We start from the raw sequence: 25,243 nt of genomic DNA on the forward strand, positions 1-25,243 counted from the left end.
GTGCGAGGTCGTACAACCGCCGCGTACGACCTCGCTCACTGCCCCATGATGACCACGCAGTGTGACTCTCGTCACGTGAATGACAAATATCCACCCGCTCCCCTCCACGAACGCCTCTACCCCCGAGAGCGCCAAGCGATCCCGGAGGCCCGCGCGTTCACGCGCTCCGTGCTCGCCGCCTGGCGGATCAGGCACCGCGTGGACGACATCACCCTCTGCGTCAGCGAGCTGACGACGAACGCCCTGCTGCACGGCGCCCCGCCCGGGCGGGGCTTCCGGCTGCGCCTCATCCACGACGGCGTGGACGGCGTACGCGTAGAGGTCCACGACAGCGGAAACGGCCGGCCCCGGCCCGTCGGCGAAGGGGTTGCCGACGAGTCGGGGCGCGGCCTGCTTCTGGTGGCGGCCCTGGCCGACACCTGGGGCGTCGCGGAGCGCACCCCCGGCAAGGTGGTCTGGGCCGAGTTCGGTCAGGTCAGCGCAGCAGTTCCACCTCAGAGAGGGCGGCCCGGCCCCCGGTGAAGACGAGGCGGTACTTCACGTACGAGCCGGGATCGCTCACCGTGAACGGGCGGGTCTGCTGGTCCCAGGCGAAGGACTCGCCGGACCGCTTGTCGACGGTCTTCCACTTCTCGCCGTCGGGCGAGCCCTGGAGGACCCACCCGCGCGGAGCCTTGGTGCGGTCGGCGGAGGTGAGGGTGTACTGGACGGCCTTGGTACGACCGGTCACCGGCACCACCACGGAGGCCGCATCGGCGTACGTGGCCGAGGAGTTGTCGAACAGCTCGCCCTCGACCTTCGTCGCGTCCTCGCGGGGCGACGGCACCTTGTCGTCGTCCGTGACGGACACCGGCTGGCCGCCCTTGCCCGAACCCCAGGCGGACGGCTTCGGCCCCATGTCGAATTCGAGGACGCCGCCCCGGGCGATCTCCTGGTGGGGCAGAGCCGTCGAGGTCCACTTCTTACCGTTGACCTTCAGCCCCTGCACGTACACATTCCGCGCACTGTTCTTCGGAGCCTTAACGACCAACGTGCCGCCGTTGTCGAGGCGCACGGTGACCTTCTTGAACTGCGGGGAGCCGATCGCGTACTCGCCGCTGCCCATGACCAGCGGATAGAAGCCGAGCGAGGAGAACAGATACCAGGCGGACTGCTCGCCGTTGTCCTCGTCGCCGTGGTAGCCCTGGCCGATCTCGCTGCCGGTGTAGAGCCGCGAGAGCACCTCGCGGACCTTCTCCTGCGTCTTCCAGGGCTGCCCCGCCGCGTTGTACATGTACGTGGCGTGGTGCGCGACCTGGTTGGAGTGCCCGTACATGCCCATGCGCACATCACGGGCCTCCGTCATCTCGTGGATGACGCCGGGGTAGGAGCCCGCGAACTCGGCGGAGCCGGTCTCGGGGGTCGTGAAGTACGTGTCGAGCTTCTTGCCGAGGCCCTTGCGGCCGCCGTACAGGTTGGCGAGGCCGCGCGAGTCCTGCGGGGCGGTGAAGGCGTAGCCCCAGCCGTTGGTCTCGGTGTAGTCGTAGCCCCACACGCGCGGGTCGTACTTGTCGGACGGCACCCGCCAGGTGCCCTTCTTGTCCTTGCCCTGGAAGAAACCGGCCTTGGAGTCGAAGACCTTCACATAGTCGCGGGCGCGGTTGAGGAAGTAGGACGACTCCTCCTTGTAGCGCTTGTCGCCCGTCTTCTTGTAGAGGGCCGCGCCCATCTTCGCGATGCCGAAGTCGTTGACGTAACCCTCAAGGGCCCAGGCCAGGCCCTCGTGCGTCTCGGACGGGGTGTAGCCGAGGAACGGCGCGTTCGTCATGCCCTTGCGGCCGTAGCCCGACTTGTCGGGCGCGACCGTCGCGTTCTTCACGGCCGCGTCGTACGCCGCCTTCGCGTCGAAGCCCTTGACGCCCTTCACATACGCGTCGGCGAACGCCACGTCGGAGGACGTGCCGGTCATCAGGTCCGCGTAACCCGGCGAGGACCAGCGCGAGGTCCAGCCGCCGTCCTTGTAGTGCTGCACGAAGCCCTCGACCAGCTCACCCGCCTTCTTCGGGGTGAGGAGTGAGTACGCGGGCCAGGTCGTGCGGTACGTGTCCCAGAAGCCGTTGTTGACGTATGGCTTCCCCTCGACGATCTTCGCGCCGGTGTGGGTCGGGGTGTCCGGGTTCGGCTGCTTGGTGAACGGCGAGGCGTACTTGTGCTTGCCGTCGACCTTCTCGAAGGCGGAGTTGGGGTACAGGTAGAGCCGGTACAGGCTGGAATACAGCGAGGTGCGCTGGCCCTCGCTCGCGCCCTCCACCTCGACCCGGCCGAGGATGTCGTCCCACTTCTCCTGCGCCGCGTCCTTGACCTCTCCGAAGGACGTGCCCGCGGGGATCTCCGCGTCCAGGTTCGCCTTCGCCTGGTCGACGCTGATCAGCGACGTGGCCAGGCGCAGCGAGACCTCGCGGTCCTTGCCCGGCGAGAAGCGGAAGTAGCCGGTGGCGTCCGTGGTGCCGCCGCCGTCCAGCTTGCCGCCACCCGTGACCGGACGGTCGAACGTGCCGTACACGAACATGCGGGTCGCGCCCGCCGACAGACCCGACTTCACGTCGGAGTAGCCGGAGACGATCCCCTTCTCCTTGTCGAGGGTCAGGCCGACCTTGTGCGTGGTGTCGCCCGTCTTCTCGATGTTGTCGAAGACCACGCTCGCGTCGTCACCGGGATAGGTGAACCTGAACATCGCCGCGTGATCGGTCGGCGTCATCTCGGCCTTCAGGCCGTTCTCGAACCGCACGCCGTAGTAATGCGGGCGCGCCGTCTCGTTCTCGTGCTTGAAGGCCAGCGCCCGCCCCGACCGCGAGGCGTCCGGAGTGTCCTTCGCGACCGACGGCATGACCTGGAACGTCTGCCGGTCGCCCATCCACGGGCTCGGCTCGTGGCTCGCGCTGAACGCCTGGAGGGTGGGCAGGTTGTCGTCGTTGTTGCGCCGCGAGTAGTCGTACAGCCAGTCGAGGCTGCCCGCGTTCGTCACCGGCGTCCAGAAGTTGAAGCCGTGCGGCACGGCCGTCGCGGGAATGGTGTTGCCGCGCGAGAAGCCGCCGGAGGACTGGGTGCCTCGGATGGTGGACGCGTAGTCCGACGGGTGCGCCTTCGGCTTCGGCGGTGCCTTCTGTGCCAGCGAGATGTCATCCACCCAGCCACGGAACTTCACCGGGCCCTTGGGGGAGTCGTACGCCACGAGAATCCGGTCGACGGTCTTGCCCGCCGCCACCTCCCCGATCCGCGACGCCACGTCGTTCCACTGGTTGACGTACAGGACCTTCGCGTCGCCCTGCCCGCGCGGCGTCAGCGGAAAGCCGTGCTGGTCGGTCGCCTTCAGGTCGCTCAGATACGTGCCGTCGCTGAACGCCAGGTCCACGGCCACGTTCGTCGCGTCGTACGGCGACTTCTTGTAGTCCTCGTCATCCATCGACGGGAAGACGCGGTACCCGAGCTCGGTGTCCCGGCCCACCTCCACGTCCACGTCGAAGACCTTGTTGTACGAGTGCCCGCGCTTCTCGGCGGTGTGCGTGCCCGCGTACCGCAGGGCCTGCTTGCCGGTGAAGCCCGCGCGGCCCTTCGCCGTCGGCGACCCGGCCGGGCCCCGGTCGACCGCGCTCTGCATGTCCTCGGGCGGCGCGGGCGTGTCCGAGCCCCCGATCGACAACTGGAGGTCGGCGAGCTGGATCTCACCGGCGCTGTTGTTGGCCGAGATGTCAAGGCGGAAGTGCTGGTACGCGGTGTCGCCCGCGAAGTCGTACGTCTTGGTCTGGAACCGCTCGCCGAAGGTCTCCCCCTCGCGCTTGTCGAGGTCCTTCCACGTCTCGCCGTCCGTGGAACCCTGGAGCGTCCAGCTCTTCGGGTCGCGCGGCGCGTGGTCGTTCGCCGACGTCAGCGCGTACCGCACCACCTTGGCGGGGGAGTCGAGGGTGTACTCCACCCAGCCCGACTTGGCGAACGTCAGCCACTTCGTGGTCTTCTCGCCGTCGACGAGGTTCTCCTTGACCTCGCCGGAGCCGCTGTGCTCACCGCTGGCCTTGACGCCCACGACGCGGTCGTTGACGCCGCCGGGTATGCCGGAGGTGTAGCCGCCGTTCACCCCGGCGGCGCGCTTCTTGCCGTCCGGGCCCGTCTCCACGGTGTTCAGCCAGTCCGGCGCGGGCTGGCCCGCCTCGAACGAAGAGCTGAACTCCCGCTCCGCGCGCGGCCGTTCCGCGGGGCCCGCGACGGCGGCGCCCTGCGAGGACACGACCAGCGCCACGGCGGCGGCGCCGATGACACCCGCCGTCCCCGGACCCCGCCTCCGGGGTCCGCGTCTGTAACCCGTTCCCATCCTCAAGTCCCTCCCTGCCCAGCCGGACAACGTTGTCAGGTCACCGTGCGAGACCAGTAGGGCGGCAAGTGTCGAGTGGTGTCAAGGGTGTTGGCGAGGGTCGATGGCGGGAACCGGGGGGTACGTGCGACGGTGACCCCATGGATCTCAGCGAGCGGCTGCGGGCCGCGGCCGAGGCGGGCGACGCGGGCACCGTGGCGGACCTGCTGGCGGGCGGCGCGGACCCCGGGCACGACGGCGGCGCGTCCGCGCGGGAGACGCCCCTGGTCCTGGCCGCCGCGCGGGGCGACACGGACGTCGTGCGGCTCCTGCTTGACGCGGGCGCGCGCCCCGACGCCCGCCGGGACGGCGCGGCGACCGCCCTGATGGTGGCGGCGATGGAGGGCCACGCGGACGCGGTGGCGCTGCTGCTCGACCGGGGCGCCGATCTGGAGGGCGAGGGCCGCGGCCGAACGGCCCTGGAGTGGGCCGCGTTCGGCGGCCGCCTCGACGTGGTGCGGCTGCTTCTGGACCGGGGCGCCCGGCAGGTGGCCCGCGCCCGGACCCTGGCGGGCGAGGAGTGCCTGCGCTGCCGGGGGCGCGAGGAGGCGCGGGAGCGGGGGCGGGCGCTCGCGCGGGTCATCGTGGAGCTGGAGTCGGGGGTGGCCGGAGCGGGGTGAGGGGGCGGTGGGGGCCGGTGGGGCCCGGTGGGGGCCCGGTGGGGAAACCCGTCACAGGAGGTGTGTGGGAGCACGAGGGGGTGCGTGAAGGAGAGGCACGCGCGCCCCGGGCGCGCACCCCTCGTACCCCGGCCGTCAAGACACAGCCCTCACCAGGGAATTGGACTTTCCAAAAGGCCCATACCAATCGGAGACCAGTTCGGCGCCAGTTCCTCTCGGGGAGGTCTCAACTCGGAAAAGGTGGCAGGCCAAACCTGCATTCGATCTTGCTTGCCCGGGCGCGAGTGGACTATACCTGTGCGCGTCCGGACGGCCCGGTCCCCCGACCACGGCGACGACCGCGCTCCGCCGCCGGACGCATCCCGCACCATCGCACAGCCCCAGATTCACCACACCGCGGTGCCGGGGAGGTCCCGTTCACCGCCTGAGTCCTGGAGAAGGCGAGGACTTGAGCATGGGAACCACCTCTGGCACGTCCGGCACCCCCGGCGTAGGCCGCCGCGATCTGATCAAGCGCGGTGTCGCCCTCGGCATCATCTCCGTCCCCACGATGAGCTTCCTGTCCGCGTGCGCCTCCGGTGGCGGCGACGACGACAAGAAGGCGAAGACGGTCAAGAAGACCAAGGAGAACCCCTTCGGCGTCGCCAAGGACAACGACCTGGACGTCTTCATCTTCAAGGGCGGCTACGGCGACGCCTACGCCAAGGCGTGGGAGGCGTCCTTCGAGAAGAAGTACGGCGGCTCGGTCGCCCACACCGGCGAACAGGACGTCACCGGCAAGCTCCAGCCCCGCTTCAACAAGGGCAACCCGCCGGACGTCGTCGACGACTCCGGCTCCAAGAAGATGAAGCTGGACACCCTCTTCAAGGAGGGCCACCTCACCGACCTCACCCAGCTGCTCGACGCCCCGTCCATCGACGACCCGAGCAAGAAGATCCGCGACATCATGCTGCCCGGCACCATCGAACAGGGCACCTTCGGCGGCAAGTTCCACGCCCTGTTCTACGTCTACGCGGCCTGGGGCCTGTGGTACTCGGGCAAGCTCTTCAAGAAGCACGGCTGGGAGGTGCCCAAGACCTGGGACCAGCTCCTGGACATCATGAAGGACGCCAAGTCCAAGGGCATCGGGGGCCTGGCCCACCAGGGCAAGTACCCGTACTACATGAACATCGTGATCATGGACCTGATCGCCAAGACCGGCGGCATGGACGCCGTGAAGAAGATCGACAACCTCGACCCCAAGGCGTTCGTCGGCAACGACGCCGCCGAGCGCGCCGTCGAGGCGATCTACGAGATCGTGGAGAAGGGCCTGCTCATGCCGGGCACCAACTCCCTGGAGCACACCGAGGCCCAGACGAAGTGGAACGAGTACAAGGCGGTCTTCATCCCGTCCGGCTCGTGGATCGAGAACGAGCAGGCCAAGCAGACGCCCGACGACTTCGAGATGACGTTCCTGCCGCTGCCGCTGCTCCCCGACTCCCAGATGAAGCTGCACGCCGTGCGCGTCGGCGCCGACGAGCCCTTCATCGTGCCGTCCAAGGCCAAGAACGTGCCCGGCGGCCTGGAGTTCCTGCGCCGGATGCTGTCCAAGGAGGGCGCCACCGCCTTCGCCAAGGAGGCCAGCTCGCTGTCCGTGCTCGGCCCTGAGTACGTCGACAAGAGCGTCCAGCTGCGCCCCGGCATCAAGACCGCCCTCGCCGCCGTCGACGACTGCCCGGTCGATGAGCGCTTCAACTTCCGCTACTCGGAGTGGTACGGCGAACTGGACGTGGAGATCCAGAACGCCACCGGTGAGCTGATGGCCAAGCGCATCACGCCGAAGAAGTGGCTGGAGCGCTGCCAGAAGGCCGTGGACAAGGAAGCCGCGAAGAAGACGGACAAGAAGAAGTAACTCCGGAAAGGGTGGGGAAGCGGCCGGGCACAATCAGGAGCAAGGTGTTATGCATCGGAAAAAGTACCCGTTCATCGCGGGATTCCTCGTCCTCCCCGTCGGGCTCTACGTCCTGCTGGTGATCTGGCCCTACATCCAGACCATCAGCTACTCGTTCACCGACTGGAGCGGCGCGTCGCAGAACTTCAATTTCGTCGGGTTCGACAATTACAAGGACCTGGCGAAGGACGATGTCTTCCTCAAGGCGCTCCAGCACAACGCCCTGCTCCTGATCCTCGTCCCCACCCTCACCATCCTGCTCTCGCTGTTCTTCGCCTTCATGGTGAACGTCGGCGGGCGCGGCGGCGCGGGCGGGGTGAGCGGGGTGAAGGGCTCGGCCTTCTACCGGATCGTGTTCTTCTTCCCGCAGGTCCTGTCCGTCGCGATCCTCGCCATCCTCTTCAAGGCGGTCTACCGGGGCGACGACTCGGGCCTGATCAACGGCAGCCTCCAGGCCGTCGGCCTCGGCGACAAGAACCACCCCACGGAGTGGCTGAACGACCCCGACCTGGTCCTGTGGTGCATCGTCTTCGTAATGGTCTGGGCCGGGGCCGGCTTCTACATGGTGCTGTTCTCCGCCGCCATGCAGTCCATCCCCCGGGACATCTACGAGGCCGCGCTGCTCGACGGCGCCGGGCGCGTGCAGACCTTCTTCCGGGTGACGCTGCCCCTGCTCTGGGACACCATCCAGACCGCGTGGGTGTTCCTCGCCATCCTGTCCATGGACGCGTTCCTGCTCATCTCCACGCTGACGTCGCAGGACTTCGGGGGCGGCCCCGACCACAGCAGCGAGGTCATCTCGACGTACCTGATGCGGAACTTCCAGACGTACAGCAAGAGCGGCTACGCCTGCGCCATGGGCGTGGTGATGCTGCTGCTCACTCTGATCGTGTCCATCGTCACGCTGCGGGTCAGCCGCCGTGACCGCATCGAGTACTAGAGGGAGGCGCGAGCGACATGACGGCTCCCGCGACGCAACCAACCGCCACCTTGGTCGACGTGCCCGGCCAGCGCGGCGGCGGACGCGGCGGTCCCGGCCGCCGCGACCGGTTCGAGGGCAAGACCCTCAACGCCTTCTCGCACGGCTTCCTGGTGCTCTGGGCGATCATGATCGTCCTGCCGCTCGGCTGGATCCTGCTCGGCAACTTCAAGACCGACTCGCAGATCAAGTCCAGCGCCTGGGCCTGGCCCTCGGAGTGGACCTTCGACGCCTTCCAGCGCGGCTGGGAGAAGGGCGTCGGCGACTACCTGCTCAACACAGTGATCGTGATGATCATCTCGGTCCCGCTCACGATGCTGCTCGGCGCGATGGCGGCGTACGTCCTGGCCCGCTACGAGTTCGTGGGCAACCGCTTCATCTTCTACTTCTTCGTGGCCGGGTCGATGTTCCCGGTGTTCCTCGCCCTGGTGCCGCTGTACTTCATGGTCGACCGCCTGGGCATGCTGAACACCTACCAAGGGCTGATCCTCGTGTACATCGCGTACTCGCTGCCCTTCACCGTGTTCTATCTGCACTCGTTCTTCCGGACGTTGCCCACGGCCGTGCACGAGGCGGCGGTCATCGACGGCGCCTCGCACACCCGGGTGTTCTTCCAGATCATGCTTCCGATGGCGAAGCCCGGCCTGATCAGCGTGGGGATCTTCAACGTCCTGGGGCAGTGGAACCAGTACATCCTGCCGCTCACCCTGATGCAGAAGCAGAGCGGCGGCGACGAGGACCGCTCGATGCTCGCGCAGGGCCTGGTGAGCCTGATGAACCAGGGGAACTACGAGACCGACCTGCCCGCCCTGTACGCGGGCATGACCATCTCCATGATCCCGGTGCTCGTGGTGTACCTGTCCTTCCAGCGCCAGGTCCAGTCCGGACTGACGGCCGCCACCATCAAGTAAACCCGGCACGGGACGACCGTGCCCCGTGTGCGGGCCGGGGTCCGGCGGGCAGGGGTGACCCTCCCGCCAGGGCCCCGGCCCGCGCGCGTCGCCCGCCAGGGGCCCCGAGCGGGGGTCCGATTTCCCTCAAGGACTTGACTCCGGTAACACCTTCAGCGGAGCTTGGAGTTCACAACTTGTACGGGCGGCGAGGAAGCCGTCCGCCATAGGGCGGGAGTGGATGAGTCGATGGAGACTCCGGGGTCGCAGTCGTCGCTGCACCGAGCAAACCTTGAGCGGGTCGTGCGCGCGGTCCGGCTCGCGGGATCACTCACGCAGGCGGAGATCGCCAGGTCGACGGGGCTTTCCGCGGCGACGGTCTCCAACATCGTCCGCGAGCTCAAGGACGGCGGCACGGTCGAGGTCACGCCCACCTCGGCGGGCGGCCGCCGGGCCCGCAGCGTCTCGCTCAGCGGCGACGCGGGCATGGTCATCGGCGTCGACTTCGGCCACACCCACCTGCGCGTCGCGCTCGGCAACCTCGCCCACAAGGTGCTCGCCGAGGAGTCCGAGCCGCTGGACGTGGACTCCTCCGCCGCGCAGGGCTTCGACCGGGCCGAGCGCCTGGTCGGCCGCCTGATCGAGGAGGCGGGCGTGGACCGCGCCAAGGTCGCGGGCGTCGGCGTCGGCGTGCCCGGGCCCATCGACGTGGAGTCCGGGACGCTCGGCTCCACCTCGATCCTGCCGGGCTGGGCGGGCACCAAGCCCGCCGAGGAGCTGAAAGACCGGCTCGGCGTGCCCGTGCACGTGGACAACGACGCCAACCTCGGCGCCCTCGGCGAACTGGTCTGGGGCGGCGGCCGGGGCGTGCAGGACCTCGCGTACATCAAGGTCGCCAGCGGCGTCGGCGCCGGGCTCGTGATCAGCGGGCGGATCTACCGCGGGCCCGGCGGCACCGCCGGGGAGATCGGGCACATCACCCTGGACGAGTCGGGCCCGGTCTGCCGCTGCGGCAACCGCGGCTGCCTGGAGACCTTCACCGCCGCGCGGTACGTGCTCCCGCTGCTCCAGTCCAGCCACGGCACCGATCTGACCATGGAGCGCGTGGTGGCCCTGGCCCGGGAGGGGGACCCGGGCTGCCGCCGGGTGATCGCGGACGTCGGGCGCCACATCGGCAGCGGTGTCGCGAACCTCTGCAACCTCCTGAACCCCAGCCGGGTGGTCCTCGGCGGCGCCCTCGCGGAGGCGGGCGACCTGGTCCTCGAGCCGATCAGGGAGTCCGTCGGGCGGTACGCGATCCCGAGCGCGGCCCGTCAACTGTCCGTGCTTCCCGGAGCACTTGGCTCGCGCGCCGAGGTGCTCGGGGCGCTCGCCCTCGCGCTCAGCGAGATGGGGGATTCCACCCTTTTGGACGGCTCACTCCCGACCGCGACACCTGCCTTCACTTAGATAACGCATGGCACCGTTGTCATCTCGTTAAGGATTTACTCCTTGACGCGTGTCGGGTGGCCGAGTTGACTTCGAGCCACCTCGGCCGCAACGACGCGGCCACGTCAGGGAGGCACCCCCAAATGAACGCATTGACGCGTCGCGTCGTCATAGGCGCAGCCAGCGTTTCCATGGCCATGGCCCTCGCCGCGTGCGGCGAGGCCGGCGGCGACGACGACAGCGGAAGCGACGGCGACGGAAAGACCATCGGTCTTCTCCTGCCGGAGAACAAGACCACGCGCTATGAGACCTTCGACCGCCCGATCATGGAGTCGAAGATCAAGTCGCTGTGCGGCGACTGCGAGATCAAGTACAACAACGCCGCACAGGACATCGAGACCCAGAAGAAGCAGTTCGACGCCCTGATCACGCAGGGCGTCAAGGTGATCATCCTGGACGCGGTGGACTACAAGTCCACCAAGGGCTGGGTGGAGCGCGCCGACAAGCAGGGCGTCAAGGTCGTCGCGTACGACCGTCTCGCCGAGGGGCCGCTGGCCGCGTACGTCAGCTACGACAACGAGAAGATCGGCCGCCTGCAGGGCGGCGCCCTGGTCAAGGCCCTCGGGTCCAAGGCCAAGAGCTCCAACGTCGTCATGATCAACGGCTCGCCGACGGACCCGAACGCCCCGTTCTTCAAGAAGGGCGCCCACTCGGTACTCGACCAGAACGTCAAGAAGGTCGTGTACGAGCAGGACATCCCGGACTGGTCGCCGGACGAGGCCAACAAGAAGATGGCCACCGCCATCGACAAGCTCGGCAAGGACGGCATCGACGGCGTCTACTCCGCCAACGACGGCATGGCGGGCGGCATCATCACCGCCCTCAAGCAGCGCGGCATCGACGTCCCCGTCGGCGGCCAGGACGCCGAGCTCGCCGGCATCCAGCGCCTGCTGAGCGGCGACCAGGCCTTCACGATCTACAAGCAGATCAAGCCGGAGGCCGAGACCACCGCCGAGATCGCCGTCCGCCTGCTCAAGGACAAGAAGATCGACAGCCTCATCGACCGCAAGGTCGACTCCCTGAGCGGCGACTTCAAGGGCATCCCCGCGAAGCTCTACGACGCCCAGGCCATCACCAAGGACCAGGTCGCCGACACCATCGTCAAGGACAAGGTCTACAAGGCCAGCGAGATCTGCACCAAGCAGTTCAAGGCCGCGTGCGACGAGGCCGGGATCAAGTAACCCCCGGCCGGTGCAAGGGTGTTGACGTGCGGCCCAGGCCGCGAGACACCTCCCGTGCTGGTCCGGCGTCCGCCCCATCACTCCGCCCCGCAATCGGAGGGCGGACGCCGGACTGACCTGAAGTCCTTCGTGCGGGCACCCCCCTCGTGCCGCACGCACACCATCCCCGCCACTTGAGGCGGTGAAGGAGATGATTCACGTGTCCGCTACGCCCGTGCTGGCGTTGCGCGGGGTCTCCAAGCGGTTCGGCGCCGTCCAGGCGCTCACGGACGTAGACCTCGACATCCACACCGGTGAGGTGGTCGCCCTCGTCGGCGACAACGGCGCCGGAAAGTCGACGCTGGTCAAGACCATTTCCGGGGTCCACCCCATCGACGAGGGCGCCATCGAGTGGGAGGGCCGCGAAGTCCGCATCGGCCGCCCCCACGACGCCCAGAACCTCGGCGTGGCGACCGTCTACCAGGACCTCGCGCTCTGCGACAACCTCGACGTCGTCGCCAACCTGTTCCTCGGCAGCGAGCTGACGACCGCGTCCGTGCTCGACGAGATCAGCATGGAGAAGCGCGCCCGGGAGCTCCTGGACACCCTGTCCATCCGCATCCCGAGCGTCCGCATCCCCGTCGCCGCCCTCTCCGGCGGCCAGCGCCAGGTCGTCGCCATCGCCCGCGCCCTGGTCGGCGACCCCAAGGTGGTCATCCTCGACGAGCCCACCGCGGCCCTCGGCGTCGAGCAGACCGCCCAGGTCCTCGACCTGGTGGAGCGCCTGCGCGAGCGCGGCCACGGCGTCATCCTGATCAGCCACAACATGGCCGACGTGCGCGCCGTCGCCGACCGCGTCGCGGTGCTGCGCCTCGGCCGCAACAACGGCGTCTTCGACGTCGAGGCCACCTCCCCCGAAGAGATCATCGCCGCCATCACCGGCGCCACGGACAACGCCGTGACCCGCCGCCGGGCGCGTACCGCCACGAAGGAGGACGCGAAGTGAGCGACCTCGCCAAGACCCCCCTGGACAAGCCCACGGCTCCCGTGGACGCCGAGCCGTCCGCGGCCCCCGCCGCGGCCGTCGACCCCCGTCTCCTCGTGCGCGAGCAGGGCTTCGCCGGGTACTGGACGGAGTTCCTGCGCAAGGTGCGCGGCGGCGAGCTGGGCTCGCTGCCCGTCGTCGTGGGCCTGATCGTCATCGCCCTGGTCTTCCAGCTGCAGAACGACAAGTTCCTGTCCGCCTCCAGCCTCGCCAACATCGCCGTGTTCGCCTCCGGCGTCGGCATCATGTCCGTCGGCATCGTCTTCGTGCTGCTGCTCGGCGAGATCGACCTGTCCGTCGGCTCCGTCGCGGGCGTCGCCGCCGCCGTCTGGGCGGTGCTCAGCGTGAACCACGGCTGGGGCGACTGGGCCGCGGTGCTCTTCGCCATCGCCTGCGGCGCGGCCATCGGCGCCGTGCACGGGACCTTCTTCGCCAAGGTCGGCGTGCCCGCCTTCGTCGTCACCCTGGCCGGGTTCCTCGGCTGGAGCGGCCTGCAGATCTGGCTGATGGGCAAGGAGGGCAGCATCAACACGCCCGCCGGCTCCGTCGTCGAGGACCTGACCGCGCACTTCTTCGCCGACAAGGCCGCGGCCTACGGCCTGGCCCTGGTCGCCGTCGTCGGCTACGGCCTCGCCCAGCTGTACGACTCCCGCCGCCGCAAGACGGCCGGGCTGCCCTCGCGGCCGCTCAGCGAGATCCTGCTGCGCAGCGGCGTCCTCGCGGTCCTGTGCTTCGTCGTGGCGTACTTCCTGAACGAGCCGAAGGGCGCCCGCGGCCTTCCGCTCGCCCTGGTGCTCTTCCTGGCGGTGCTCGTCATCGCGGACTTCGTGGTCCGGCGCACCACCTTCGGCCGCCAGGTCTTCGCGGTCGGCGGCAACGCGGAGGCGGCCCGCCGCGCGGGCATCAACGTCGACCGGGTGCGCATCCTGGTCTTCGCGATCTCCGGCATGCTCGCCGCCTTCGGCGGCCTGTTCATCGCGAGCCTGTCCGGCGGCGCCACCAAGAGCCTCGGCGGCGGCAACACCCTGATGATCGTGATCGCGGCGGCCGTCATCGGCGGCACCAGCCTCTTCGGCGGCCGCGGCAAGATCTGGTCCGCGCTGCTCGGCATGCTCGTGATCCAGTCGATCCAGCAGGGGCTGAACCTGGAAGGCATGGCCAGCGAGATCCAGTTCATGATCACCGGAGCGGTCCTGCTCGCCGCCGTCGTGATCGACTCGGTCTCCCGGCGGACGCAGAAGTCCGCAGGCCGCGCCTGATCCCGAGGGTCCCGTGCCCGGCACCGGCCGTTCCGGTGCCGGGCACAGGCATGCCCCCAGGGGAACACCTGTTCCCATCCGGTCCATGCGTACCAGTCGGTTTACGGCCGATCGCGTGAGGTACGACTCCCGGGCCGGACTCCGCCGTCAACGGCGGAACATTAGACTCGACAGGCCCGGCAATGCTCGAACAGCGCTACACGCTCTACTGCAAGGAGGCACGGGTGCCGCTGCTGACCCGCATCACGGGACCGCGCGATCTGGACCGGCTCAGCCCTGAGCAGCTGACCCAGCTGGCGAAGGAGATCCGTGGCTTCCTCGTCGACGCGGTCGCCAAGACCGGCGGCCACCTCGGCCCCAACCTCGGCGTCGTCGAGCTGACCATCGCCCTGCACCGCGTCTTCGACTCGCCCAGGGACAAGGTCCTGTGGGACACCGGCCACCAGGCCTACGTCCACAAGCTGCTCACCGGCCGCCAGGACTTCGACAAGCTGCGCGGCAAGGGCGGCCTGTCCGGCTACCCCTCGCGCGCCGAGTCCGAGCACGACGTGATCGAGAACAGCCACGCCTCCACCGTCCTGGGCTGGGCCGACGGCCTCGCCAAGGCCAACGAGGTCCTGAAGAAGGACGACCACGTCGTCGCCGTCATCGGCGACGGGGCCCTGACCGGCGGCATGGCCTGGGAGGCCCTGAACAACATCGCCGCCGCCAAGGACCGCCCCCTCGTCATCGTCGTCAACGACAACGAGCGCTCCTACGCCCCCACCATCGGCGGCCTCGCCAACCACCTGGCCACCCTGCGCACCACCGACGGCTACGAGCGCTTCCTCGCCCGCGGCAAGGACCTCCTGGAGCGCACCCCCGTCGTCGGCAAGCCGCTGTACGAGACGCTGCACGGCGCCAAGAAGGGCCTCAAGGACTTCATCGCCCCCCAGGGCATGTTCGAGGACCTCGGCCTGAAGTACGTCGGCCCCATCGACGGCCACGACATCGAGGCCGTGGAGTCCGCGCTGCAGCGCGCCAAGCGCTTCGGCGGCCCGGTCATCGTGCACTGCCTCACCGAGAAGGGCCGCGGCTACGAGCCCGCCGAGCAGGACGAGGCCGACCACTTCCACGGCATCGGCCCCATCCACCCCGACACCGGCCTGCCCATCGCCGCGGGCGGCATGGACTGGACGTCCGTCTTCGGCGAGGAGATGGTCAAGCTCGGCCACGAGCGCGAGGACATCGTGGCGATCACCGCCGCCATGCTCCAGCCGGTCGGCCTGAAGAAGTTCGCCGAGGAATTCCCCGACCGGGTGTACGACGTCGGCATCGCCGAGCAGCACGCGGCCGTGTCCGCCGCCGGACTCGCCACCGGCGGCCTGCACCCCGTCTTCGCCGTGTACGCCACCTTCCTCAACCGCGCCTTCGACCAGCTCCTGATGGACGTGGCCCTGCACAAGTGCGGCGTCACGTTCGTGCTCGACCGGGCCGGGGTCACCGGCACCGACGGTGCCTCCCACAACGGCATGTGGGACATGTCGATCCTCCAGTGCGTGCCCACCCTGCGGATCGCCGCGCCCCGCGACGCCGACCAGGTCCGCCTGCAACTGCGCGAGGCCGTCGAGGTCGACGACGCCCCGACCGTCGTGCGCTACTCCAAGGGCGCGGTCGGCCCGGCCGTCAAGGCCGTCGCCCGCGTCGGCGGCATGGACGTGCTCCGCCGCCCGGACGCCGTCGCCCGGCCCGACGTGCTCCTCGTCTCCGTCGGCGCCCTCGCCCCCATGTGCCTGGAGATCGCCGACCTCCTCGACAAGCAGGGCATCTCCACCACCGTCGTCGACCCGCGCTGGGTCAAGCCCGTCGACGAGGCGATGGCGCCGCTCGCCGAGCAGCACCGGGTCGTCGTCACCGTCGAGGACAACTCCCGTGCCGGGGGCGTCGGTTCGGCGGTCGCGCAGGCGCTGCGCGACGCGGGCGTGGACGTGCCGCTGCGCGACTTCGGCATTCCGCCGCGCTTCCTCGACCACGCGTCCCGCAAGGAGGTCATGACCGAGATCGGCCTGACCGCGCCGGACGTCGCCCGTCAGGTCACGGGGCTCGTGGCCAAGCTGGACGGCCGGGAGGAGCGGGGGCGCTCCACCGCGGTGGACTCCGTCGAGGCGCCGGTACGCGACTGACGCCGCCGGGCCGGGCTGGCGGCCCCGCCGGTGCGGTCCGCCGCGGGCGGGTGCGGGTTCCCGCCGCTACCGCGGCAGGTAGTTCTCCCACCCACCCGCCCGTGCGGTCTGCCGGGCGGGTACGGCTTCCTGCCTCTTCCTGCCGCTACCGCGGCAGGTTGTTCCCCCCACCCACCCGCCCGTGCGGGCCGTATGGCGGGTGCGGCCTCCTGCTCTGTCCCGCCGCTATCGCGGCGGGGTCTTTCCCACCCACCCACCCGTGCGGGCCGTGGGGCGGGTGCGGGTTCCTGCTTTCCGCCGTTTGCTGCGGGTCAGCCCCTGCTCGCCGCAGGCGGGGTGGGAACCCGCAGTCGCCATACGGCCGTCACGGGCGGGCGGGTGGGAGAACAACCCGCCGCGTTAGCGGCGGGGAAGCGGGAAGCCGCAACCGCCATACGGCCGGCACGGGTGGGTGGGTGGGAGAGAAAACCTGCCGCGGTAGCGGCAGGGAAGGGCGGGAAGCCGCAGTCGCCAGACGGGTCGCACGGGCGGGTGGGTGGGAGAGACAAACCCCACCGCGGCCGCGGGACCCCCGGCGTACCGTGGGGGGAGTCCACCCAGTCAGCCCCAGGTAACGGCTCCCTTCGCGTGAATCGGCCCGCGCCGGGTCACCCGGAGTACGTCCCCTCTCGATCATGTCGAAGACGACACGCGTGGGAGGTACGCCAGTGAGCAGCACCCTGTTCCGGACGAAGAAGGTCGAGCAGTCGATCCTCGATACCGAGGAACCCGAGCACGCGCTCAAGAAATCCCTGTCCGCCCTCGACCTGACGGTCTTCGGCGTCGGCGTCATCATCGGCACCGGCATCTTCGTCCTCACCGGCACCGTCGCCAAGAACAACGCGGGCCCCTCCGTCGCCCTGGCCTTCGTCGTGGCCGGCGTCGTCTGCGCGCTCGCGGCGCTCTGCTACGCGGAGTTCGCGTCCACGCTCCCCGTGGCCGGGTCCGCGTACACGTTCTCGTACGCCTCACTCGGCGAGCTGCCCGCCTGGATCATCGGCTGGGACCTCGTCCTGGAGTTCGCGCTCGGCACGGCGGTGGTGGCCGTCGGCTGGTCGGGGTACATCGCCTCGCTGCTCGACAACGCGGGCTGGCAGCTGCCGGAGGCGCTCAGCGGGCGCGACGGCGCCGACGGCTTCGGCTTCGACATCCTCGCCGCCGCGCTGGTCCTCGTCCTCACCGGCATCCTCGTCCTCGGCATGAAGCTGTCCGCGCGGATCACCTCGATCGTCGTCGCGATCAAGGTGGTGGTCGTGCTCGTGGTGATCGTGGCGGGCGCGTTCTTCATCAAGGGCGACAACTACGACCCGTTCATCCCTGAGTCGCAGCCGGTGGAGGCGGGCAGCGGTCTGCACTCGCCGCTGATCCAGCTGATGTTCGGCTGGGCGCCCGCCAACTTCGGCGTGATGGGCATCTTCACCGCCGCCTCGGTCGTGTTCTTCGCGTTCATCGGCTTCGACATCGTGGCCACCGCCGCCGAGGAGACGAAGAACCCGCAGCGGGACATGCCGCGCGGCATCCTCGGCTCCCTGTTCATCTGCACGACGCTGTACGTGGCCGTGTCGATCGTCGTCACCGGCATGCAGCACTACAGCGAGCTGTCCGTGGACGCCCCGCTCGCCGACGCGTTCAAGGCCACCGGGCACCCCTGGTACGCGGGCTTCATCAGCTTCGGCGCCGCCGTCGGCCTGACCACGGTCTGCATGATCCTGCTGCTCGGCCAGACCCGGGTGTTCTTCGCGATGAGCCGCGACGGGCTGCTTCCGCGCTTCTTCTCCCGCGTCCACCCGCGCTTCAAGACCCCGCACCGGCCGACTATCCTCCTCGGTGTGATCATCGCCGTCGTGGCCGGGTTCACCCCGTTGAGCGAACTCGCGGAGCTGGTGAACATCGGCACCCTGTTCGCCTTCGTCATCGTCGCCGTCAGCGTGATCATCCTCCGCCGCACCCGCCCCGATCTGCACCGCTCCTTCCGCACCCCGTGGGTGCCGGTCCTGCCGATCGTCTCCGTCGCCGCCTCGCTGTGGCTGATGCTCAACCTGCCCGCCGAGACCTGGGTCCGCTTCGCGGGCTGGATGGCGCTCGGCGTCGTCGTGTACTTCCTCTACGGGCGCTCGCACAGCCGCCTGGGACAGCACGAGGAGACGACGGTGGGCGAAGTGCTGCGCCCGCCGGGGCGCGACTCCCAGTAGCCGCCCGGGGGCCCGACGACCCGGCCGGGCAGCCTTGAGGGGCCGTACGGACCGGGCGGGGCGGGCCCGCCGGACAAGAAGACGGGCAGAAGCAGGGTCAGGAACGCGGGCGGCGGCCGTGGGCTACGAGCGGTGCCAGTCGCGGGTGACCTCGGCCAGGGCTGCGACCGCCGCCCGCCGGTGCCTCGGGCGCTCGCGCAGCTTCGGGGCGAACTCGACGTGCAGGAACGGGGTGTCCTTGGCCTTGGCGTTGCGGCCCTGGACGTTGGCCCGGCCCTCCAGCGGACAGGGCCGGGCCCAGGCGCGGCACACCTCATAGCCCCTGCGGCTCAGCGCCCGCGCCAGATCGCGGCCCTCGTGGACGGCCGCGCGGCCCCGGCCCGTGGAGGCGACCACGTCGTGGTCCGGGGCCGAACCATCGGCCATGCCGTGCAGCTGGACGCCGGGCAGTCCACGGTCGGCCAGCTCGTCGCAGATCGCGTGGAACACGCTCTTCCGCTGGTGCGCCACATCGGCCTCGTCGCCGCGTCCGGCTTTGCGATGTGCGCCAGCGATGATGAGTACGCCGCCGGGGGAGCGGCGCATGAGCGCGGCGCCGAGCCGCTCGGTCTCCAGGTCGGCGACGGGGTGCGGCACTTGCGCGGACCAGCGCACCGGGTGGTCGAGGTCCACGTACACGCGCCCCCAGCCGCGCGGCGACGCCGCGTCCTCGGAGCGGTCCACGACCTCCGCGTAGCGCCGCCCGGTGGCGGCGTCGGTGAGGGTGCGCACCTCCATGTCCACGTCCGCGAGGCGGCGCTCGGCCCGGCGGCGCTCGCGGTCGACAAGGAGGGCGACGCCCTGGGCGGCGGCGCGGCGCTGGTCGTAGGAGGGGCGCCGGTAGCCGCTGTCCTCGTGGAAGGAGGCGGTGTACGAGGTGATCCGCTCCTCCAGGTCCTCCTCGACGCCCGCGCGCGCGTGGCCGCCCGGTCCTTCGGAGGGTGAGCCGCACTGAGTGAGGCTCAGGACCATCCCGGCGGTCACCAGGGCCACCAGGGCCACCAAGGTAAGGGGCCCTCGTCGCTTTGCTTTTGTTATGAACCGAATTGGAGCGCGAGTCATGGTTGTATAAAGATATCCCCGTGATGACACGTCCCTCTCGCAGGCTCATACCGGTCAGCGCAGCAGCCTCGCTCGTCCTCGCCGCGGGCACCGCCTGCGGCCCCTTCGGCGGCTCCGACGACGACAAGTCCGCCGGCGACCCCACCTTCACCGTCGCCGCAGCGGGCGACGTCCTCATCCACCCGCAACTCACCGAACAGGCGCGCAAGGACGCCAAGGCGACGGGCAAGGGCGAGCAGGGCATCGACTTCGGACCGCTGATGGCCGGGATCAAGCCCGTGATCAGCAAGGCCGACCTCGGCATCTGCCACTTCGAGCCGGTCGTGGGCACCCCCGAGGGCCCGTTCGAGGGCTTCCCGAACTTCGCCGTGCCCCCGCAGATCACCACCGCGGTCAAGGGCGTCGGCTACGACCAGTGCTCCACCGCCTCGAACCACTCGATCGACCACGGGGCCGCGGGCGTCACCCGGACCCTGGACGCGCTCGACAAGGCGGGCCTGAAGCACACCGGTTCGTACCGGTCCGAGGCCGAGTCGAAGAAGACGCTGATCACGAACGTCAAGGGCGTGAAGGTCGCGCAGCTGTCGTACGCGCTCAACTTCAACGGCCACGAGGTCCCCAAGGGCAAGCCGTGGATCGCCAACCTCACCGACTTCGACGCCATCGCCGCCGCCGAGAAGCGGGCCCGCGCCGCGGGCGCCGAGGTCGTGATCCTGAGCATCCACTGGGGCAAGGAGTACCAGCCCAACGCCGGGACCCCGCAGGTCGAGCTGGCCCGCAGGATCGCCAAGGAGACCGGCATCAACCTGGTGATCGGTCACCACGCCCACGTCGTACAGCCGATGGAGAAGATCGGCGACACCTGGATCGCGTACGGGCTCGGCAACCAGGTCGCACGGCACGAGAAGCCCAGCGGCCTGACCGAGGAAGGCGTCATCGGCTGGTTCGAGTTCACCAAGCGTGACAAGGGCTGGGACGTCAACGCCAAGTACGTGCCGACGTTCCTGGAGATCCCGCCGGACCCCGACGAGGCCGGGAAGCTGCCCAAGGGGGCCGTGCACGACTACCGGCTCCTCGATGTCGCCACCACGCTGCGTGACGGCAAGGACGTCGGCGGCGAGCGGCGCTCCCGCTATCGCGTCGCCTTCGAGCGCACCGAGGGCACCCTGCTCAACCGCGGGGCGGGCAGCCACGGGCTCGTCCCGTTGCAGAACATGCCGGACTGAGAAGTTCCGGAGAACCGCAGGTGAATTCCCCGGTGCGGGTCAACGCCGGGCCGGGGATGGATCTTTGACGTAGCTCACACCTGGTTATTCTCGTACATCCATCCAGCCCCGTCATGGGTCATGACATTCCGATCGCCCCGTGCGTCCTGTCACGCCATGGCGCGATTCCCACACGCCGTGTCACCACACTGTGTCACTCCAGGAGAGGAGCACCCCCTTGGCCGCTTCGCCCACGAAGCGGCGGCACAAGGTCCGCCGAAGGACCGACATGTCCCTCATCGGCGGCATCCGGCCGCCGATAGCCGTCCTGTCGGTCCTGCTCCTCGCCTTGGCGGGCGTCACCGCCCTCACCCTCGGCCGCGTCGGCCAAGAGGCCGTCCCCAAAGCGGTCAAGCAGTCCCAGCAGCACTTCGCCGAGGACGGCGCCATCGCGCTGCGCGCCTCCATCGACGAGTCCGTCACCGACCTGACGCGCACCGCCGGTCTCTTCAACGCCGGTGAGCCGGTCCAGGCCGACGCCGTGCTCGACAAGATCAGCAGCGTGTACCAGAAGTGGATGGGCACCGCCGTCGTCGAGATCCGCTCCGGCAAGCTCCTCGCCGCGCGCGGCGAGAACGTGCCGCTCGCGGCCATCGACCGCGCCAAGCTCAAGGACGAGGACGGCCTCCAGCCGCGCATGGTCCGCCTGGAGAACGGCGAGACCCGGCTGCTGTCCTTCGCCGTGCTCACCTGGAAGGGACAGCCGCAGCAGCTGCTCGTCGCCTCCAGCAGCCTGCGCTTCCCCGGCATCAGCCTCGGCGAGTTCCGCTCCATCGCCGTCGTCGGCCAGGACGGCCGCATCCTCAGCACCGACGGCATCCCCGAGCCCGAGCAGGTCAGCGGGCCCACCGAGCGCCAAGAGGTCAAGCAGGCCAACCAGCAGATCAAGTCGTTCGCCCGCGCCGCCGCCAAGAAGTCCCGCCAGCACCCGCTGATGTCCAAGGAGCCGGGCTCCGGCGGCTACAAGGGCGTCAGCGGCCACCTCATCGGCGAGCGCTTCCTCGGCGAGCGGGCCATCGGCGGCTACGCCTCCCTGGCCGCGCCCGAGGCGGGCGAGTCCACCGTGGCGACCCGGCTCGGCCTCAGCGTCGTCGCCATGGTGCCCGTCACCGAGGACGAGGACCGCGCCGACAGCTCCGCCTTCGGCCTGATCGCCGCGGGCGCCCTGCTCCTCATCGGCGGCCTGACCGTGTTCGTGCTCCTGCGCACCGTGCAGCGCCCGCTGATCCGGCTCTTCCTGGAGAGCCGCCGCCTCACCCGCGGCGACCTCAGCCGCCCGGTGACCGTGCCCAAGCACGGCGAGGCCGCCCGCATCGGCGCCGCCCTCGAACGGCTGCGCCGCCAGCTGCTCGGCGAGAGCGCCGACGCCGCGAAGACCCCCAAGGGCCGCCGCAAGCCGGGCGCCCGCACGCTCCTCGCGGTCTGCGGCGTGCTGCTGCTCGTGTGGTCGGCGCCGCTGCTTCTCCTGCTCAACCGCGCCGGGGACGACGTCCAGGTGCCGCAGCAGCTCGTCAACGACCAGCGCGAGCGCACCGACACCATCTCCGACCGGGTCCGCCGCGCCCTCAACGAGGGCCACGCCGACCTCACCTCGGTGGCCTCGCTCATCGGCGCCCGCACCAAGCCCGACGAGATCGACAAGGTCCTCGAGAACACCCTCAACCAGCACAGCCGCTACCGGTCCCTGTACGTGCTCGACGCCAAGGGCGAGGTCCTCTCCGAGGCGGGCTCGGACCCGCGCGCCGCCGGTGACAAGCCGTCCGCGCGCGCGATCCGCGTCCTCGACGACGACGGCAAGGAGCCGGTGATCCTGGGCACGGCCGAGGTGCCGGGCCGCGCCGGGACCGCCGTCGTCGGCGAGTTCCGCATCGACTTCCTGAACTCGCTGCTCAAGCGCCCGGGACTCGGCACGGTCCGCGTCGTCGACAAGGACCGCAAGATCCTCGGCGGCAACACCGGCTACCGCGAGTTCCAGGGCCTGCCCGCGGGCCGTCTCGACCGCCTCGTCGAGGGCGCCGGGCAGAAGGTCGGCGCCAACCCGCGGCCCAGCGGCGTGCTGTACCGCGACGGCGACGACATCGAGATCGCCGCCGCGTCCCCGTTCGCCGGGGGCGGCGCCGCCGAGTCCGTCGGCTGGACCGTGGTGAGCTGGCAGCCCGCGTCCGGCCTGCCGATCCCCGAGTACACGCTGCAGAACCGCACGGTCCTCGCCGGTCTTCTCGGCATCACCGCCGCCGCGGCCTGCCTGGGCTGGCTGCACATCGTCGTCGTACGCCCGCTGCGGAACCTCGCCGACCAGGCCGAGAAGCTCGCGGACGGCGACCGCCGCACCGTCCTCTTCCCGGTCCACCACGACGAGGTCGGCGCCGTCACCCGCAGCCTGGAGCTCATCCGGCAGCAACTGGGCTCGCAGCGCAAGCGGGACGGTGCCCCGGCGCCGCTCGCCGGAAGGAACTGAACGCCGTGTACTTCCTCTTCACCGTGCTCGTGGTGTGCTGCGCCGTCCTGCTCGTCGCCGGGGTGATCGAGCAGCGGCGGCACTTCACCAACCTGGAGCACATACCCACGCGGGTGCTCGTCAACGGCATCCGCGGCAAGAGCTCCATCACCCGCCTGTGCGCGGGCGCGCTGCGCGGCGGCGATCTGACCACGGTCGCCAAGACCACCGGCACCGCCGCCCGGTTCATCCACCCGGACGCCACCGAGGAGCCGGTCTACCGCAAGTTCGGCATCGCCAACGTGGTCGAGCAGATAGGCATCGTGCGCCGGGCGGCGGCGTACAACCCGGACGCCCTGGTCATCGAGTGCATGGCGGTCATGCCCGCGCTCCAGGAGATCAACCAGTCCAAGCTGATCCGCTCCACCATCGGCGTGCTGTGCAACGTCCGTGAGGACCACCTCGCCGAGATGGGCCCCACCCTCGACGACGTCGCCCGCTCCCTGTCCCGGTCCATGCCGGAGGACGGGATCTGCGTCACCGCGGAGAAGGACCGCTTCGACATCCTCAAGGAGGAGGCCGACGCCCGGAACTGCCAGCTCATCTACGCCGACCCCGACACGGTCAGCGACGAGGAGCTGCGCGGCTTCAGCTGGTTCACGTTCAAGGAGAACGTGGCCATCGCCCTGAAGGTCGCCGAACTCCTCGGCGTGGAGCGCGAGACGGCCCTGCAGGGCATGTACGACGCGCCGCCGGACCCCGGTGTCCTCTCCGTCGAGCGGTACGTCACCCACGACGACAAGAAGCTCCGCTTCGCCAACGTGTTCGCGGCCAACGACCCCGAGTCGACGCTGATGAACATCAACCAGCTGCTCGACCTCGGCGCCATCCACCGGCCGCTGAACGTCGTCATCAACTGCCGCCCCGACCGCGTCGAGCGCAACGGCCAGATGGGCGAGATCATCCCCGACCTGGAGCCGGAGAAGGTCTTCGTCATCGGCCACCCCGCCAAGTCCGCCATCGACGCCATCCCCGCCGAGTGGCGCTCGCGCGCCGTCGACCTCGGCGGCGACCGGCGCGACCCCGAGGAGTTCATGGGGCAGCTGCTCGGCCAGCTCGGCCCGAACTCCTCGCTCGTTGCCATCGGCAACATCCACGGCCAGGGCGAGGTGCTCCTGGAGCACCTCGCGGAACTCCCGGCCGACGAGAGCGAGGAGCCCGCCGCGGCGGCCCCCGCCCCCGGCGCGAGCCCCGAGGAAACCCAGTCGACGCCGCTGTACGAGCCGCACATCGACCCGTACCAGCACTACCCGGAGGCGTACGAGCACCGCTACGCCCACCACCAGCTCACCCCGGCCGCGCCCGTGCACGTGCCCGCCCAGCGCGCCGCGGAGCAGCAGCCGTACGGGGCGTACCAGCAGCAGTACGCGCAGCACCAGGGCTACGACCAGCAGCAGTACGCCCAGCACGGACAGCAGGCGCAGTACGGGCAGCAGGGCTACGACCAGCACCAGCACCAGCACCAGCAGTACGACGCGTACGCGGCGCAGGGCCACCAGGGCCACGCGCAGCAGGACGCCTACGTGCCGCAGGAGCCCTACGGTCAGGAGCCCTACGGTCAGGAGGCCGCGTACGAGCCCGCCCCGTACGAGGCGTATCCGCACCAGCAGGTGCCGCACGCACCCGAGCCCGCTCAGCCCGCTGAGCCCCGCGGCCTGTTCGAGCCGCGTGTCCCGCCCGCTTCCCCCGCCGCCGACGACCCGCAGCAGTGGCACAGCCCAGGAGAGCCCCGTTGATCCCCTCCGTCCTCACCCCCGAGATCGCCGCGATCGGCATCGCGCTCGGGCTGCTCTTCTCCCTGGTCTGCTATCTGACGACCAACCTGTCGCCCGGCGGCATGATCACGCCGGGCTGGCTCGCGCTGACTCTCGTCGAGGACCTCCAGCGCGCCGCCATGGTCGTCGGCGTCACCGTCCTGACGTACGTCTGCACGCTCCTCATGCAGCGCTTCATCATCCTGTACGGCAAGCGCCTGTTCGCGGCGGTCGTGCTGACCGGCGTGGTGCTCCAGGCCACCGTGATGATCGTGCTCTCCCTCGAATTCCCGCTGATGTACAGCAACCAGACCCTCGGCTTCATCGTGCCGGGCCTGATCGCCTACCAGCTGGTGCGCCAGCCCAAGGGGCCCACCCTGCTCGCCACGGGCTCGGTGACCCTCATGGCCTATGTCGTCCTCACCGCCGGGATCCTCCTCGGCTTCATGCCCTCCGCCTGAATCCGTCCCGACTTCCG

At 69.8% G+C, this 25,243-nt stretch carries 17 protein-coding genes; 15 read left to right on the forward strand and 2 right to left on the reverse strand.

Annotated elements, in window-relative coordinates; translation table 11 throughout:
* The first annotated feature begins 48 nt into the window (after positions 1-48).
* The gene (locus AC07A4_RS15115) at positions 49-522 is read left to right on the forward strand and encodes an ATP-binding protein (protein WP_478598899.1); all 474 of its coding nucleotides are present in this window, start codon (positions 49-51) and stop codon (positions 520-522) included.
* On the opposite strand, the gene AC07A4_RS15120 is transcribed toward AC07A4_RS15115, so the two are convergent.
* Positions 476-4,345, reverse strand: coding sequence for a GH92 family glycosyl hydrolase (locus AC07A4_RS15120; RefSeq protein ID WP_478597940.1), 3,870 nt, complete (start codon positions 4,343-4,345; stop codon positions 476-478). The two genes, AC07A4_RS15115 and AC07A4_RS15120, sit on opposite strands and share 47 nt — an antisense overlap.
* A 140-nt stretch (positions 4,346-4,485) precedes the next feature.
* On the opposite strand from AC07A4_RS15120, the gene AC07A4_RS15125 reads away from it, so the two are divergent.
* From AC07A4_RS15125 to AC07A4_RS15170, 10 genes are all read left to right on the forward strand, one after another.
* Entirely contained in the window at positions 4,486-5,004 is a 519-nt protein-coding gene (locus tag AC07A4_RS15125) for an ankyrin repeat domain-containing protein (protein ID WP_478597943.1), read from the forward strand.
* 454 nt (positions 5,005-5,458) lie between these two features.
* Positions 5,459-6,895: an N-acetylglucosamine/diacetylchitobiose ABC transporter substrate-binding protein gene (gene ngcE / locus AC07A4_RS15130; protein ID WP_478597945.1), complete on the forward strand. Its 1,437-nt coding sequence runs from the start codon at positions 5,459-5,461 to the stop codon at positions 6,893-6,895.
* A gap of 49 nt (positions 6,896-6,944) precedes the next feature.
* The gene (locus AC07A4_RS15135; RefSeq protein WP_478597948.1) at positions 6,945-7,874 is read left to right on the forward strand and encodes a carbohydrate ABC transporter permease; all 930 of its coding nucleotides are present in this window, start codon (positions 6,945-6,947) and stop codon (positions 7,872-7,874) included.
* Between the two features lie 17 nt (positions 7,875-7,891).
* The gene (locus AC07A4_RS15140; protein ID WP_478597950.1) at positions 7,892-8,824 is read left to right on the forward strand and encodes a carbohydrate ABC transporter permease; all 933 of its coding nucleotides are present in this window, start codon (positions 7,892-7,894) and stop codon (positions 8,822-8,824) included.
* Positions 8,825-9,052: 228 nt separating this feature from the next.
* The gene (locus AC07A4_RS15145; RefSeq protein ID WP_478597952.1) at positions 9,053-10,252 is read left to right on the forward strand and encodes an ROK family transcriptional regulator; all 1,200 of its coding nucleotides are present in this window, start codon (positions 9,053-9,055) and stop codon (positions 10,250-10,252) included.
* Positions 10,253-10,374: 122 nt separating this feature from the next.
* Complete coding sequence (locus AC07A4_RS15150) at positions 10,375-11,472, forward strand: substrate-binding domain-containing protein (protein WP_478597955.1); 1,098 nt, start codon at positions 10,375-10,377, stop codon at positions 11,470-11,472.
* A 190-nt stretch (positions 11,473-11,662) separates the two neighbouring features.
* Positions 11,663-12,457: an ATP-binding cassette domain-containing protein gene (locus AC07A4_RS15155; protein WP_478597957.1), complete on the forward strand. Its 795-nt coding sequence runs from the start codon at positions 11,663-11,665 to the stop codon at positions 12,455-12,457.
* Positions 12,454-13,755, forward strand: coding sequence for a sugar ABC transporter permease (locus tag AC07A4_RS15160; RefSeq protein ID WP_478597959.1), 1,302 nt, complete (start codon positions 12,454-12,456; stop codon positions 13,753-13,755). Before AC07A4_RS15155 ends, AC07A4_RS15160 begins: the two co-directional genes overlap by 4 nt.
* Positions 13,756-13,979: 224 nt before the next feature.
* Positions 13,980-15,917, forward strand: a complete 1,938-nt coding sequence (gene dxs, locus AC07A4_RS15165; protein WP_478598902.1) for a 1-deoxy-D-xylulose-5-phosphate synthase — start codon at positions 13,980-13,982, stop codon at positions 15,915-15,917.
* Positions 15,918-16,624: 707 nt separating this feature from the next.
* Positions 16,625-18,148, forward strand: coding sequence for an amino acid permease (locus tag AC07A4_RS15170; RefSeq protein ID WP_478597961.1), 1,524 nt, complete (start codon positions 16,625-16,627; stop codon positions 18,146-18,148).
* Between the two features lie 123 nt (positions 18,149-18,271).
* Here AC07A4_RS15170 and AC07A4_RS15175 read toward each other — a convergent pair whose 3' ends face one another.
* On the reverse strand, positions 18,272-19,180 hold the full coding sequence (locus tag AC07A4_RS15175) for a hypothetical protein (RefSeq protein ID WP_478597963.1): 909 nt from the start codon (positions 19,178-19,180) through the stop codon (positions 18,272-18,274).
* 92 nt (positions 19,181-19,272) lie between these two features.
* On the opposite strand from AC07A4_RS15175, the gene AC07A4_RS15180 reads away from it, so the two are divergent.
* From AC07A4_RS15180 to AC07A4_RS15195, 4 genes are all read left to right on the forward strand, one after another.
* Positions 19,273-20,475, forward strand: a complete 1,203-nt coding sequence (locus AC07A4_RS15180) for a CapA family protein (RefSeq protein WP_478597965.1) — start codon at positions 19,273-19,275, stop codon at positions 20,473-20,475.
* 268 nt (positions 20,476-20,743) lie between these two features.
* On the forward strand, positions 20,744-22,972 hold the full coding sequence (locus AC07A4_RS15185; RefSeq protein WP_478598904.1) for a HAMP domain-containing protein: 2,229 nt from the start codon (positions 20,744-20,746) through the stop codon (positions 22,970-22,972).
* A gap of 5 nt (positions 22,973-22,977) precedes the next feature.
* Positions 22,978-24,747, forward strand: a complete 1,770-nt coding sequence (pgsB, locus tag AC07A4_RS15190) for a poly-gamma-glutamate synthase PgsB (RefSeq protein ID WP_478597968.1) — start codon at positions 22,978-22,980, stop codon at positions 24,745-24,747.
* Positions 24,744-25,226: a poly-gamma-glutamate biosynthesis protein PgsC/CapC gene (locus AC07A4_RS15195; RefSeq protein ID WP_478597971.1), complete on the forward strand. Its 483-nt coding sequence runs from the start codon at positions 24,744-24,746 to the stop codon at positions 25,224-25,226. The genes pgsB and AC07A4_RS15195 overlap by 4 nt, the downstream gene beginning before the upstream one ends.
* Positions 25,227-25,243: the final 17 nt, after the last annotated feature.

This window comes from Streptomyces sp. NPDC043996, from assembly GCF_056435225.1.